The following is a 14309-nucleotide window of genomic DNA, read 5'->3' as shown; positions in this document are numbered from 1 at the left end:
GGAATAAAGATGAAACTGGCAACATTGAAAAACGGCCGCAGGGACGGTCAGCTGTTGGTGGTGAGCCGTGACTTGCGCATGGCGGTCGCGGTGCCGGATATCGCGTCGACGATGCAGCAGGTTTTGGAGGAATGGCAGGCAAAACATCGCGCGCTGGACGAGGTGTATCGCGCGTTGAATGCGGGAATCGCGACGGGTGCGTTCGTGCTGGATGTCGCGCAGCTTGCGGCGCCATTACCGCGCGCCTATCAATGGGCGGACGGCAGCGCTTACCTGGTGCATAGCGAACTGGTCAGAAAGGCGCGCGGTGCGGAGCTGACGCCTGAACTGTGGCACGACCCACTGATGTACCAGGGCTGCGGCGACTCGCTGCTGGGCGCGCGCGATGACGTCGCGCTGGAATCGACCGACTGGGGGATCGATCTCGAAGGCGAGGTCGCGGTATTCACCGACGACGTGCCGATGGGCGTATCGCCGCAACAGGCGAAAGGCCATATCCGGTTGATCGCGCTGGTCAACGATGTCAGCCTGCGTGGTCTGGTGCCCGCCGAACTGGCAAAGGGATTCGGATTTTTCCAGAGCAAGCCGTGGACCGCATTCTCGCCGGTGGCGGTGACGCCGGACGAACTGGGCGACGCCTGGGACGGACAGCGTGTGCATCTGCCGCTGACGGTGCATGTGAATGAAGACTTGCTCGGACAGCCGAATGCCGGTGTCGATATGGTGTTCGACTTTCCGCAATTGATCGCTCACGCGGCAAAAACCCGGCCCCTGGGCGCGGGCACGATTGTCGGGTCCGGTACCGTTTCCAACGGCGACCGCAGCGTCGGGTCAGCCTGCCTGGCCGAGAAACGCGCGCTTGAAACGGTACGCGACGGCAAACCCGGCACCCCGTTCCTGACCTTCGGCGACCGGATGACCATCGACATGTTCGACCGCAACGGCAACAGCGTGTTCGGCGCGATATCGCAGCGTGTGGTCGAGTACGCGCCGCCATTGCTTGCCTGACATGCCGGACGGCCTCAGATTGACTTGTGAAGAAATCCGCTCATAATGTCCCAGATCTTGCAAGCGCCTGCCTTACCAAGGCGGGTTGCACATATCGGCAACAAGCCATATTGGGGCTGTGGGGGATATATGGAAATTTGCAGTATCGATCTGGCACACCATCGCCCGAATGTCGATCCGACGCTGGCGATCGAATCGATCAGGGCGATCGGCAAGGACGCCTTTGCGGAACGCCTGGTGGGCTCCCTCAGCCGGTACTTCAGGCTTGCCCACCTTTCCATGTTCTCGTTCGGACCGGAACACCGGCCAAATCTTCTTGGCACCAGCAGCACCTTGTCGGCGCGTATCGCCTACGATACCGCGCTGACCTATCTGGGTTCGCATTACCAGTCGGATCCCGGACAGCATGTACGCGATGCCGAAAAACCCGATACCCAGCAAGTGCACGTCCAATACCAGATCGCCAGCGACATCGTCGACACCGGCTATCGCATCAATTGCTACGAGCAGCCCGGCATCGTCGATCGCCTGTCGATTCTGCAGCGTTCCGAGGACAACGCCTGGATCGCCGTGAATGTCTATCGCGACCGCAGCCAGGGACTGTTTTCACGCTCGGACTTCGATGCGCTGATGACGGTGGCGCCTATCCTTACCGCGGCAGCCGACCGCCATGCGCAGCTTCTTCATCTCGCCAAGGCCAGCGACTGCAGCGATCACTATGCGTTGATCGCGCGCGTGAACCCGCGCCTGAGCCAGCGCGAAAAGGAAGTCTGCGCAGGCATCCTCGATGGCCTTACCGCCAAGCAGATTGCCAAACGGCTCGGCATTGCGCCGACCAGCGTGATTACGCACCGCAAGAATGCCTATCTGAAGCTGGGCATCAACGATCACAAGCAATTGTTTGCGCTGGTGCGCTGACCGGCATTCTGCCTGTCGGTGATTTCAGCGACGCTTTCACTATTCCAGCCCGGGGCCGCGCAACGCGGCCATTGAGTGCACGCATCACAACGCAAGCGTTGCCGCGCATAGCGATTTGTATTCCACAACCATACTCATGCGCTCCAATTCATCGGAGGCGTTCGTCTATTCAAAACCGAAACCCAGACATGTCCATCATTAAACGATCCGACTTTATTCAGTCCATCGCCGACGCGCTGCAATTCATCTCTTACTATCATCCCAGGGACTATATCGAGCATCTGGCGCGTGCCTATGAACGCGAACAATCCGCCTCCGCCAAAGACGCCATCGGGCAAATCCTGATCAACTCCCGCATGGCCGCCGAAGGACGCCGCCCGGTATGCCAGGACACCGGCGTGGTCAATGTGTTCCTCGACATCGGCATGCAGCTGCACTGGGAAGGCGATCATTCGATCGAGGAGATGGTGAATGAAGGCGTGCGCCAGGCGTATCTCTGCGCAGACAATCCGTTGCGCGCATCGGTCGTGCGCGATCCCTTGTTTTCGCGCACGAATACGGAAGACAATGCGCCAGCGGTGGCGCATATGCGCATGGTGCCGGGTGCGACATTGCGTTGCCGGGTAATGGCCAAGGGCGGCGGCGCGGAAAACAAGGCGAAGTTCGCTACGCTGAATCCCTCGGATTCCTTTGTCGACTGGGTGCTGAACATGGTGCCGGCGATGGGTGCCGGCTGGTGCCCGCCGGGCATGCTTGGCATCGGCGTAGGCGGTAGTGCGGAAAAGGCGATGCTGCTGGCTAAGCAGTCGCTGCTGGATCCCATCGACATGCATGCGTTGCTGGCGCGCGGACCCATGAACCGCCTCGAGGAAATGCGCATCGAACTGTATGAAAAAATCAATGCGCTCGGCATCGGCGCACAAGGCTTGGGCGGATTGACGACGGTACTCGATGTAAAGATTCTCGACTATCCAACCCATGCCGCCAGCCTGCCGGTCGCGCTCATTCCCAACTGCGCAGCGACACGCCGGATCGATTTTCTTCTCGACGGGAGTGGTCCGGCGCGACTGGACATCCCCGACCTCGCCGCATGGCCGAAGTTGCACCGGGCGCCTGACACCGAACAATCGAAGAGCGTCAATCTCGACACCCTGACCAAGGAAGAAGTCGCTTCCTGGAAGCCGGGCCAGACACTACTGCTTAACGGCAAGATGCTGACCGGCCGCGATGCCGCGCACAAGCGCATCCAGGACATGCTGGCCAAGGGCGAATCGCTGCCGGTAGCCTTTACCAACCGCGTGATTTACTACGTCGGCCCGGTCGATCCGGTACGCGACGAAGTGGTCGGCCCGGCAGGCCCGACCACCGCCACGCGCATGGACAAGTTCACCGACATGATGCTGGAGCAGACCGGCCTGATTTCCATGGTCGGCAAGGCCGAGCGCGGTCCAGTCGCGATCGAGTCGATCAAGCAGCACAAGTCGGCCTATCTGATGGCGGTCGGCGGCGCGGCTTACCTGGTATCCAAGGCGATCAAGGGCGCGAAGGTGGTGGGCTTTGCCGACCTCGGCATGGAAGCGATCTATGAGTTTGAAGTCAAGGACATGCCGGTCACGGTCGCGGTCGATGCCAACGGCATCTCGGTGCATGACACCGGACCACGGCACTGGCAGCGAGAGATTCGCGGACGTGCAATACCGATGCGCATCGCATGACGGCTCCTCTCACAGGAGGAATGCGGCAGCGGTTTCTTTGTCGCATGATGCAGGCATCGTTACACAAAATCAAAGGAGACGTCATGCAAGTTCGCCATCCATTTTTCATTTCGTTGTTCGTTGCCGCTTCGGCCATTTTTTCCGCTGCTGCGTATGCCGAAGTCAACATCGGTGTCACGCTGTCCACCACCGGTCCGGCCGCTTCGCTCGGCATTCCGGAACGTAATGCGGTCGCCTTGCTGCCCAAGGAAATCGGTGGGCAAAAAATCAATTATCTCGTTCTTGACGATGCATCGGACTCCACCAATGCAGTCAAAAATGCGCGCAAGCTGACCGCCGAAAGCCATGTCGACCTGCTGGTCGGTTCCAGCACCAGCCCGAACGCACTGGCGATGATCGATGTGGCGGCCGAATCGATGACGCCGATGATCGCAGTGGCGGCCTCGGCGGCCATCGTGCAGCCGATGGATGCCAAGCGTAATTGGGTATTCAAGCCGCCGCAGCACGACAGCTTGATGGCGCGCGCGGTGCTTGAGCATATGTCCAAGAGCAACATCAAATCGCTGGGATTCATCGGCTTCAACGATGCATACGGCGAAAGCTGGTGGAAAGAGATACAAAAGGCGGCCGAGGTCCATAAGGTAAAGATCGTCGCATCGGAGCGCTTCAGCCGCACCGACAACAATGTGGTGGGCCAGGTGCTCAAGCTGATGGCCGGCAATCCGGACGCGGTGATGATTGCCGGTTCCGGCACGCCGGCCGCGATGCCGCAGATCGCCTTGAAGCAGCGCGGCTATCAGGGACGCATTTATCAGACGCATGGCGTGGCCAACAACGACTTCCTGCGGGTCGGCGCAAAAGATGTCGAAGGCGCCTACCTGCCCGCCGGCCCGCTGCTGGTTGCGCAACAGCTGCCCGCCAATCATTCTTCACGGCAGCGTGGCGTCGAGTTTATCAATGCGTATGAATCCGCCTACGGTCCTGGCACCGCGAATACCTTTGCCGCGCATGTGTGGGATATCGGCTTGTGGCTGCAGCAGTCGATTCCGGTCGCGCTCAAGTCAGGCGCCAAGCCGGGCACGGCCGAATTCAGGAAAGCCTTGCGCGATGCGCTTGAGCTGTTGAAAGAGGTGCGTGGCGCGCACGGTGTCTACAACCTGTCTCCTAACGATCACAATGGCCTGGACGAACGTGCCCGCGTGATCGTGAAGATCGAAGGCGGGCAATGGAAGTACGTGCCGTAACAATATGCCATCACGTCGAACTGCGTATTCGGCAGACATCTTGAAAGACCTGCGGACGCAATAGCAAACGCAAGGCTTGATACCCGGACTGTGCTCCTGCACCGCCGTCGCCATCGTGCGACAGCGGGGGAGAGCGTTCGTCCCGACTTCTGGAGCGGATTCACCCATCATGGATTTTTCAATCGCTGCCATTCTTGTACAAGACGGCATCACATCCGGCGCGATCTATGCACTGCTGGCGCTGGCGATCGTGCTTGTGTTTTCGGTCACGCGCGTGATCTTCATTCCGCAGGGCGAATTCGTCGCCTATGGCGCGCTGACCCTGGCGGCGCTGCAGGCGCAACGCCTGCCGCTGACCTGCGTGCTACTGCTGGCAATGGGCGTCCTTACCTTCGTTGCCGAAAGCGCGGCAATGCTGCGCAATGTCGAAAGACACCACGGCCGGGGCAAAAGCCTGGCTTTGGTCGCCGGCAAATATCTGGCATTTCCGGCGACTGTATTCGCGTTGACCAAGCTGTATGCCGGCGCGCAGATGCCGCTGACACTGCAAGTGCTGCTGGCCTTGCTGATCGTGATACCGATGGGGCCGATGCTGTACCGCCTGGCCTATCAACCGCTGGCCAAGGCCAGCGTGCTGATGCTGCTGATCGTATCGGTCAGCGTGCATCTTGCATTGACGGGACTCGGCCTTGTGATGTTCGGGGCCGAAGGTGTGCGTACCCAGCCGTTTTCCAATGCCATCCATTCGGTAGGCGCGTTGCAGATTTCCGGCCAGAGCTTGTGGGTGATCGGCATATCGGCCGCATTGATCGTTCTGCTCTATCTGTATTTCGAATTCACGCTGTCCGGCAAGGCGCTGCGCGCAACCGCCGTCAACGGTCTGGGTGCGCAACTGCTCGGCATCAGCCCGACCCGCGCGGGCAAGCTGACTTTCACGCTGGCTGCCGCAATGGGCGCGCTATGCGGCATCCTGATTGCGCCGATGACCACCATTTATTACGAGTCGGGCTTTCTGATCGGACTCAAGGGCTTCGTCGGTTCGATCTTCGGCGGGCTGGCGAGTTATCCGGCAGCCGCAGCCGGCGCGTTTTTTGTTGGCTTGCTGGAATCGCAGTCGTCGTTCTGGGCAAGCGCCTTCAAGGAAGTCATCGTGTTCACCCTGATCCTGCCGGTGCTGCTGTGGCGCTCGCTGACATCCCGCCATGCCGAGCATGAAGCATAAGGAAAAGAACATGCACAACCAACTCCATCGACTATTACCACTCGTTTTGCTCGCACCGGCTGCGCTGCTGCCTGTACTGCCGGTTCCCGAATACTGGATCACGCTGTTGAACTATATCGGCTTGTACAGCCTGGTTGCGATCGGACTCGTTCTGCTGACCGGTGTCGGCGGACTGACCTCGTTCGGGCAAGCCGCGTTTGTCGGCATCGGCGCCTATGTCAGCGGCTACCTGAGCACCCGCTACGGCGTATCGCCCTGGCTGACGCTGCCGGCAGGTCTGTTGATCACGGTCGCCGCCGCTTACCTGATCGGCTTGCTCACCATGCGCATGTCCGGCCATTACCTGCCGCTGGCAACCATTGCCTGGGGCTTGTCACTGTATTACCTGTTCGGCAATCTGGAATTTCTCGGCAAGCATGACGGGCTTAACGGCATCCCGCCGCTCGCCATTTTCGGCAGACCACTCAATGCCGGACGCGAAATGTACTACCTGATCTGGCTGATCGTGCTGCTGGCCGCACTGGCGGTGACGAATCTATTGAATTCGCGGCCCGGCCGCGCGATCCGCGCATTGAAAGGCGGCGTCACAATGGCCGAGGCGATGGGGGTACATACCGCCTGGATGAAAGTCGTGGTGTTCGTCTTTGCCGCAGTGCTAGCCTGCATCTCCGGCTGGCTGTATGCGCATCTGCAACGTGCAGTTAATCCGACGCCGTTCGGTCTCAATTACGGTATCGAATATCTGTTCATGGCGGTGGTCGGCGGCGTTGCTCACGTCGGTGGCGCGGTACTCGGCGCATCGGTGCTGACGATCCTGAAGGATTTGCTGCAAGGCGTGCTGCCGCGACTGTTCGGCGACAACGGCAACTATGACGGCATCGTATTCGGGATTCTGCTGGTGTTGCTGCTGCAGTACGCGAAAGACGGCATCTGGCCCTACCTGCGTACGTGGTTTCCGCGCCGCACGCCTGTCGATGCGCCCGCCGACGCGGTGCCGCTCACGGTACGCAAGAAGCCTGCACGCGGCAGCTTGCTGCTCGATGTGAAGGCGGCGCGTAAGGAGTTCGGCGGCCTGGTAGCGGTCAACGATGTGAGTTTCCAGATGCGCGCGGGCGAGATCGTCGGCCTGATCGGCCCCAACGGCGCGGGCAAGTCCACCACCTTCAACCTGGTGACCGGCCTGCTGCCGCTGACCCGAGGCGAGATCCGCTATCGCGATGACATCGTGTCCAACCTGACATCGCGCGACATCGCACAGCGCGGCATCGGGCGTACCTTCCAGCATGTGCAATTGCTGCCGACCATGACCGTGCTTGAAAACGTCGCGCTGGGCGCACACCTGCGCGGCGACTTCCTGCCGCAAGGCGGCGTGATGGCGAGCGTACTGCGCCTGAACCGGAACGAAGAAAAGAAGCTGTTGCGCGAAGCCGCGATGCAGATCAAGCGTGTCGGGCTGGAACGGCATATGTACGACGAAGCCGGAAGTCTCGCGCTGGGGCAACAACGGATTCTGGAAATCGCCCGTGCATTGTGCGGCGACCCGGCGCTGCTGCTGCTGGACGAGCCGGCCGCCGGCTTGCGTTACAAGGAAAAACAGGCGCTCGCCGAGCTGCTGCGCAAACTCAGGGCGGAAGGCATGAGCGTGCTGATCGTCGAACATGACATGGATTTCGTCATGAACCTGACGGACCGCCTGGTCGTGATGGAATTCGGCACGCGCATCGCCGAAGGCGCGCCGGAAAAAATCCAGAGCGACCCCGCTGTGCTGGAAGCCTATCTCGGTAGCGTCGCTTGAAGGAGCAGATCATGTCAGTGATACTCGAAGTAAAGGATTTTCATGCATCGTATGGCAAGGTCGACGCATTGAGCGGCGTCAACCTGAAGGTCGATGCCGGTGAGATTGTCACGGTGATCGGTCCGAACGGCGCAGGCAAGTCGACCATGCTCAATGCGGTGATGGGCGCCTTGCCGGCAGGCGGCGTCGCGCGCGGCGCAGTCTGCTATCTGGGTAGTGACGTCAGCGCAATGCCGATCGAACGGCGCGTCGCGCAAGGCATGTGCCTGGTGCCGGAAAACCGCGAACTGTTTTCATCCATGACAGTGGAAGACAACCTGATGCTGGGCGCATATCGCCGCCGGCAGGCCGGTGACAAAAACTACCTGGATCAGACCGATGTCGTGTTCGGCCTGTTCCCACGTCTGAAAGAGCGCCGCAGGCAAGAAGCAGGCACCCTCTCCGGTGGCGAGCGGCAAATGCTCGCGGTGGGCCGGGCGTTGATGGGCAAGCCGCAGCTGCTGATGCTGGATGAACCGAGTCTCGGACTGGCGCCGCTGATCGTCAAGGAGATATTTCACATCATCAGCGACTTGCGCAAGACCGGCGTCGCCATCCTGCTGGTCGAACAGAACGCACGCGCCGCCTTGCAGGTCGCCGATTATGGTTATGTCATCGAAACCGGCGAAATCGTGCTGGAAGGCGCGGCATCGGAGCTGGCCGCCAATCCGCGTGTCATCGAGTCTTATCTCGGATTGGCAAAGAAAGAAACGACTGCGGCAGGCCATGGTGCGCAAGCATTTGCATAAGATTAAAACAGGAGAACATATGGAAAAGATAATTCTCACAATCAAGGCCATCGTATTCGCTATGCTCATCGCGGCTGGCTCTGGCGCCGCACGGGCGGCCGACAAGGGATCGGCCGACGAAGCCATTGCATTGGTGAAGAAGGCGGTTGCTTATATCAAGGCCAATGGCCAGGAAAAGGCCTTCGCGGAGTTCAGCAATCCCCATGGACAGTTCAAGGATCGCGACATGTATATCAATGTGACGAGCATGAACGGCGTCAATCTCGCGCATGGCATGAATCCCAAATTGATAGGCAAGAACATGCTCGAGTTGCGGGATGCGGATGGTAAATACTTCATCAAGGCCTTCATCGAAACGGGCAACAGCAAAGGAAAAGGCTGGGTCGATTATCAATGGCCGAATCCGGTGACCAAGGCGGTTGAAGCCAAATCGACCTATGTGGAAAAGGTGGATGAGGTGCTCGTCGGTTGCGGCATCTACAAGAATTGACCGGCATTGGTGCGAGAGAGCGAATCTGTGTTCGGAGATTTGAATTTAGTTTTTTTCGAAAGCGGCCGTATGCGGCTGATTGCGTTCGATGCATTTCACTGCGTCTCCTCGTCATTCCCACGCAAGTGGGAATCCATAAGCCGATAGGACAAGGCAGTTACCGGAATAGTTGCAACCGAAGTGCGGGCTCAGTATGGATACCCGATTGCTCGGGTATGACGGGGAAAGCGAAGCGGCGTCCTGTATCCGATCCGCCCGCATGCGAATACCGGTGAGCGGTGTAAGAAGAATTCTTCCGGCCCGCAGTGCGAGCAAATGTCATTACCAATCCGTCTTTCCTCTTTCAAGAGGAATGACATCGATTCCATGCCAGTCGCATGATCATTAGACATTCCAACCAGAACCAAAGGAGACCTCCGTGGCATCTCATCGCATACTTTTCCGTAGTTTGGTTGTTGCGGCCGCATCGCTTTTCACGTTAAACGTGCAAGCGCAAATCAATGTCGGCGTGACGCTATCCACCACCGGACTGGCGGCGTCGCTCGGCATTCCCGAACGCAACACGATCGCGCTGCTGCCAAGGGAAATGGGCGGCCAGAAAATCAATTACATCGTGCTCGACGACGGCTCCGATCCAACCAATGCGGTCAAGAATGCGCGCAAGCTGACAGCGGAACATCGCGTCGATGTGCTGGTCGGTTCCAGCACCAGTCCGAACGCGCTGGCGATGATCGAAGTTGCCGCGGAAACGATGACGCCGATGATCGCGGTCGCCGCTTCGTCGGCGATCGTGGCGCCGATGGATGCCAAGCGCTATTGGGTATTCAAGCCGCCGCAGAACGACAGCCTGATGGCGCGCGCCGCCTTCGAACACATGGCGAAAAACAATATCAAATCCGTCGCCTTCATCGGCTTCAACGATGCCTACGGCGAAGGCTGGTGGCATGAAACGCAAAAGGCAGCGGAAATCAACAAGCTCAGTATCGTCGCTGTCGAGCGCTTCAGTCGCAACGACAACAATGTGGTCGGCCAGGTACTGAAGATCATGGCTGCCCGTCCCGAAGCGGTGTTGATTGCAGGGTCCGGCACGCCGGCAGCAATGCCGCAACTCGCATTGAAGCAGCGCGGCTATCAGGGAAAGATTTATCAGACACCCGGCATCGCGAACAACGATTTTCTGCGCATCGGCGGCAAGGACGTCGATGGCGCGTTCCTGCCGGTCGGGCCCTCGGTGGTGGCGCAGCAACTTCCGGCCAGTCATCCGGCGCGGCAGAGCGGACTGGAATTCCTGAAAGCGTATGAAGCGGCCTATGGCCCCGGCACCACCAGCACCTTTGCCGCCCATGTCTGGGACGTCGGCCTGTGGCTGCAGAACGCGATCCCTGCGGCATTGAATTCCGGCGCCAAGCCGGGCACGCCGGAATTCAGGAAGGCCTTGCGCGACGCGATCGAATCGCTGAAGGACGTGCGCGGAGTAAACGGCGTCTATAACCTGTCGGCGAACGATCACAACGGCCTGGACGAACGGGCTCGCGTCATCATGAAAATCGAGAATGGACAATGGAAGCTGCTTCCATTGTCCCCGTGAATGTGCGCCATGACGGTTCCATGCCGCTGCCGGTCACGCTGGAACTGATCGAAAGCGTCGGACGCCGCGCCTTCTATGCTGCGGTGTTGCGTGCGGTGAACCGGTTTGCGCAAGTCGATCATTGTGCGCTGATGCGTATTCCTGTCGGTGGCCAGATCGAAGTGTTCGGCGCCGACAGCAAGTCGTCGCCATCGTTGCTGGCGGCCGCAACGGTCGCCTATATCGACCATTATCACAAGTTCGATCCGAACCGCATCCTGCTGCGCGACGCGAAAGCGATGCGCGGAGAATTGCAGGTGCATCGGCAACGGCGCGTCGACATGGGAGATCGCGCCTACCGTGAAGCTTGCTACGAACGCAGCGAATTGGTGGAGCGCCTGTCATTCAGTACCGGCATCGATGACGGTTCGCTGGTGGCGCTGAACGTATATCGACGGGAAGTCACTGGTGAGTTCAACCGGACCGAAGTCGCGTCATTGACGGATATTGCTCCGGTATTGCTCGCGGCCTGCGTGCGCCATGTCGATCTCATTCGTTGTGTCGTGCGCGATGCCGAAAGCTGGCATGAATTGCTGAAGATGCGCTGCGCATCCTTGACGAAACGGGAAGTAGACGTGCTGTCATGCATGTTGTCGGGCATGACATTGCGCGACGCGGCGCAAGCCTGCGGTATCGCCTTTTCCAGCGCGGTGACCTATAGCAGCCGCGCATACAACCGCCTGGGCGTGCGTACGCTGCGCGAAGTGAAAAACCTGTTTGAAGCTGGCTGAATCTATCACAGGCAACCATCTGGTTTACTGAGTTTTCAGGAAGTAAATGACGCAGTCACGCATTGATGCATTCGACCCCCACCCTAACCCTCCCCCTGCCCGGAGGAGGGAACTTGACCCCTTCCCCCTGATAGGGGGAAGGTTGGGATGGGGGTTGAGTGTGTCAAGTATCGACTGAATTCTCAATAGATGAGCCAGCTTGCTTGTCCCTATCTCATACGGACACAGCGTTGATTTCCTCCTCGCATAATCGTTTCAACAAGAACACCCGGCGTTAACCAAGCGGCGACGCCGGATACTGGAGATAACGATGCGTCTATACAGCCACAAGAATCGGGCTTTTCATCTCAGCAGTCTTGCGCTGGAAGCATTGCCCCGTATCGAGACCGACGCACTGCGCGAAGTCAATGCGCGTCAGCCGGAAGATTGCCATGCGGCTGAACAGGGTGCGATATCGCACGCCATACCGGAATATCTGGAACTGTTCCGCACATACCTGGACGGCGCTCCAGCGCCGTCACGAGCGCCGGTCCCGGACGATGTAGCGGCACGTGCAAATAATCTCAAGGCCTCCGCCTATTTCCTGGATGCGACCATCGGCGGCGTGTGTGTGCTGCAGGACAGCGACTGGCTGGTTGCGGAGCGACCGCGACACACGCATGCCTTCGTCTATCTGATCGAGTTCGAGCGCGAACCGGCGGTCGGCGAACCGGGCGACAAATGGATACGCGGCAGCAATGCCGCGCGTGGCGATTTGCGTGCGACCGAGCTTGCGGTGATCCTGTCGGGCTACCTGCGCGCCATGGGTTTCGCCGCACGCGGGCATGCGGCCAACACCACCCTGGTCGACATCGAAAAGCTCGCTGTGCGGGCCGGTGTAGTGCGTGCGCAAGACGGCATGCTGCAGGCGCCGTATCTGAAGGGCGGATTTCGCCTTGGGGTGGTCACCACGGATTACGCGATGGCATGCGATGCGCCGCTCGCGCCGGAGGGCGTGCTGGAACCGTCCGACCCTTCCATCAGGATGGGAATGGGCGGTACGCGGCCGGAATGGTGGAGCGATGAACTGGCAAAGCGTCCGCTGCATCTGGGCCGCTATCCGATGGAAAAGATCAAGCGCGCCGATGAGCCGACGACGCTGGTGTTGCGCGAAGAAATCCGAAGGGTGCCGAAGCGCGGCGATTTTTTCAAGCGCGCGCAGGCAGGCGATATGGGCGCCAAGGCCCAACAAGAGAAATCGCGCTTCGCCATGAAGCATCCGTATGCGCTCGGTATGGCGCCGTTGATTCAAAACATGGTGCCGCTGCAAGGTACCCGCGAGCCTTTGCAGCCTACCGGTATTGGTGGCGACCTTTCCGATCCGCAGCGCAATGCGGATGCGATCAAGGCGCTCGGACATTTTCTCGGCGCCGATTTCGTCGGCATTTGCATTGCCGAACCCTGGATGTATTACTCGCACGACGAGGTCGAAGGCAGAGAAATTCCGGCCTATCACAAGTATGCGGTGTGCATGCTGATCGATCAGGGTTTTGAAACGATGGAAGGTGCGTCGGGCGATGACTGGATATCGGCGTCGCAATCGATGCGCGCCTACCTGCGTGGCGCGGAAATCGCCGGCGTGATGGCCGCGCATTGCCGGCGCATGGGATATTCGGCACGCTCGCATTCGAATGCGCATTCGGAAGTCATCCACAATCCGACTATCCTGATGTCCGGACTGGGCGAGGTAAGCCGTATCGGCGAAACCATCCTGAATCCATTCATCGGCCCGCGTTCCAAGTCGGTGGTGTTTACTACCGACCTGCCGATGACGCCGGACCGGCCGATAGCCTTCAATCTGCAGAACTTTTGCGACAACTGCCTGAAGTGTGCGCGCGAATGTCCATGCAATGCGATTACCTACGGCCCCAAAGTCATGTTCAACGGCTATGAGATCTGGAAAGCCGACGTTGAAAAATGCACGAAATACCGGGTAACGCAACAAAAGGGATCGGCCTGCGGGCGCTGCATGAAGATGTGTCCCTGGAATCGCGAGGACACGGTGGAAGCAGAGCGCCTGACCTGGCTATCGATAGACCATCCGGAACTGGCGAAAGCGATCGCGGATCTCGATGACCACCAGGGAAACGGCGCACGCAATCCGATCAAGAAGTGGTGGTTCGACCTGGAAATGGTGAACGGTGTCGCCATGCACCCGGTGGCCGGCATCAATGAGCGCGATCTCAGCCCGGACCGGGGCGAGAAACTGGCAAAGGCGCAGAAGCTGGCGTTCTTTCCGCCCGAGCTGCAGCCGCGCGGCGGCACCACGCTGAACGAGACGGTGCCGGTCGACCGCGAAGCCGGCCTGGCGCACTATGCGGAGGCTGAAACGCCGGCTGCCGCGCGCCGACGCCAAGCCAGGAACTCTACCGAATCCGAGCGCTAGGAGCGATCTCATGGCCCATGTCGTTACCGAATCCTGCATCAACTGCCGCCATACCGACTGCGTGGAAGTGTGCCCGGTCGATTGCTTTCGCGCCGGGGAAAACTTTCTCGTCATCGATCCGAACGAATGCATCGACTGTGGCGTGTGCATCCCGGAGTGTCCGGTCGATGCGATCGCGCTCGAAGAGGATTTGCCGCCCGATCAGAGATCGTTTGTCCGCATCAATGCGGAACTGGCCGCGCAATGGCCGGCGATTACGGCCAAGGTCGATGCGCTGCCGGACGCCGAACGCTATCGCGGCCAGCCCGGCAAGCGGGCCTTGCTCAAGCGATAACAGGCTGTTGGA

Annotated in this window: 12 protein-coding genes; all 12 read left to right on the top strand. The window is 59.6% G+C overall.

Annotated features, from left to right (window positions below; genetic code table 11):
* Window positions 1–9 precede the first annotated feature (9 nt).
* The gene (locus tag D3871_RS17290) at window positions 10–1008 is read left to right on the top strand and encodes a fumarylacetoacetate hydrolase family protein (protein ID WP_119770354.1); all 999 of its coding nucleotides are present in this window, start codon (window positions 10–12) and stop codon (window positions 1006–1008) included.
* Window positions 1009–1137: 129 nt separating this feature from the next.
* Complete coding sequence (locus D3871_RS17285; protein ID WP_158597967.1) at window positions 1138–1926, top strand: helix-turn-helix transcriptional regulator; 789 nt, start codon at window positions 1138–1140, stop codon at window positions 1924–1926.
* A gap of 188 nt (window positions 1927–2114) precedes the next feature.
* Window positions 2115–3641, top strand: coding sequence for a fumarate hydratase (locus tag D3871_RS17280; protein ID WP_119770352.1), 1527 nt, complete (start codon window positions 2115–2117; stop codon window positions 3639–3641).
* 83 nt (window positions 3642–3724) lie between these two features.
* Window positions 3725–4885, top strand: coding sequence for an ABC transporter substrate-binding protein (locus tag D3871_RS17275; RefSeq protein ID WP_119771408.1), 1161 nt, complete (start codon window positions 3725–3727; stop codon window positions 4883–4885).
* A gap of 169 nt (window positions 4886–5054) precedes the next feature.
* Window positions 5055–6107, top strand: coding sequence for a branched-chain amino acid ABC transporter permease (locus D3871_RS17270; RefSeq protein ID WP_119770351.1), 1053 nt, complete (start codon window positions 5055–5057; stop codon window positions 6105–6107).
* A gap of 10 nt (window positions 6108–6117) precedes the next feature.
* On the top strand, window positions 6118–7902 hold the full coding sequence (locus D3871_RS17265) for a branched-chain amino acid ABC transporter ATP-binding protein/permease (RefSeq protein ID WP_233575690.1): 1785 nt from the start codon (window positions 6118–6120) through the stop codon (window positions 7900–7902).
* 11 nt (window positions 7903–7913) lie between these two features.
* Window positions 7914–8690, top strand: coding sequence for an ABC transporter ATP-binding protein (locus tag D3871_RS17260; protein WP_119770349.1), 777 nt, complete (start codon window positions 7914–7916; stop codon window positions 8688–8690).
* Between the two features lie 19 nt (window positions 8691–8709).
* Window positions 8710–9180: a cache domain-containing protein gene (locus tag D3871_RS17255; RefSeq protein ID WP_119770348.1), complete on the top strand. Its 471-nt coding sequence runs from the start codon at window positions 8710–8712 to the stop codon at window positions 9178–9180.
* A 418-nt stretch (window positions 9181–9598) separates the two neighbouring features.
* The gene (locus D3871_RS17250; protein WP_420799667.1) at window positions 9599–10768 is read left to right on the top strand and encodes an ABC transporter substrate-binding protein; all 1170 of its coding nucleotides are present in this window, start codon (window positions 9599–9601) and stop codon (window positions 10766–10768) included.
* Entirely contained in the window at window positions 10741–11538 is a 798-nt protein-coding gene (locus D3871_RS17245; RefSeq protein WP_119770347.1) for a helix-turn-helix transcriptional regulator, read from the top strand. Before D3871_RS17250 ends, D3871_RS17245 begins: the two co-directional genes overlap by 28 nt.
* 310 nt (window positions 11539–11848) lie before the next feature.
* A complete protein-coding gene (locus tag D3871_RS17240; protein WP_119770346.1) occupies window positions 11849–13963 on the top strand; it encodes a 4Fe-4S dicluster domain-containing protein in 2115 nt (704 codons plus the stop codon).
* A gap of 10 nt (window positions 13964–13973) precedes the next feature.
* Window positions 13974–14297 carry a ferredoxin FdxA gene (fdxA, locus tag D3871_RS17235; RefSeq protein WP_119770345.1) on the top strand — a complete coding sequence of 108 codons (324 nt, stop codon included), beginning with the start codon at window positions 13974–13976 and terminating at the stop codon, window positions 14295–14297.
* The last annotated feature ends 12 nt before the right edge of the window (window positions 14298–14309 follow it).

Source organism: Noviherbaspirillum saxi (genome assembly GCF_003591035.1).
Lineage (GTDB): Bacteria > Pseudomonadota > Gammaproteobacteria > Burkholderiales > Burkholderiaceae_D > Noviherbaspirillum > Noviherbaspirillum saxi.
The sequence above is the reverse complement of the archived record's forward strand: the minus strand, read 5'-3'. Positions and strand labels throughout refer to the sequence as shown.

Coding starts and splice junctions, on each gene's coding strand:
- fdxA (WP_119770345.1), top strand. CDS start 13,974: ATGGCCCATGTCGTTACCGAATCCTGCATCAACTGCCGCCATACCGAC.
- D3871_RS17280 (WP_119770352.1), top strand. CDS start 2,115: ATGTCCATCATTAAACGATCCGACTTTATTCAGTCCATCGCCGACGCG.
- D3871_RS17290 (WP_119770354.1), top strand. CDS start 10: ATGAAACTGGCAACATTGAAAAACGGCCGCAGGGACGGTCAGCTGTTG.
- D3871_RS17270 (WP_119770351.1), top strand. CDS start 5,055: ATGGATTTTTCAATCGCTGCCATTCTTGTACAAGACGGCATCACATCC.
- D3871_RS17265 (WP_233575690.1), top strand. CDS start 6,118: ATGCACAACCAACTCCATCGACTATTACCACTCGTTTTGCTCGCACCG.
- D3871_RS17245 (WP_119770347.1), top strand. CDS start 10,741: ATGGAAGCTGCTTCCATTGTCCCCGTGAATGTGCGCCATGACGGTTCC.
- D3871_RS17275 (WP_119771408.1), top strand. CDS start 3,725: ATGCAAGTTCGCCATCCATTTTTCATTTCGTTGTTCGTTGCCGCTTCG.
- D3871_RS17285 (WP_158597967.1), top strand. CDS start 1,138: ATGGAAATTTGCAGTATCGATCTGGCACACCATCGCCCGAATGTCGAT.
- D3871_RS17260 (WP_119770349.1), top strand. CDS start 7,914: ATGTCAGTGATACTCGAAGTAAAGGATTTTCATGCATCGTATGGCAAG.
- D3871_RS17240 (WP_119770346.1), top strand. CDS start 11,849: ATGCGTCTATACAGCCACAAGAATCGGGCTTTTCATCTCAGCAGTCTT.
- D3871_RS17255 (WP_119770348.1), top strand. CDS start 8,710: ATGGAAAAGATAATTCTCACAATCAAGGCCATCGTATTCGCTATGCTC.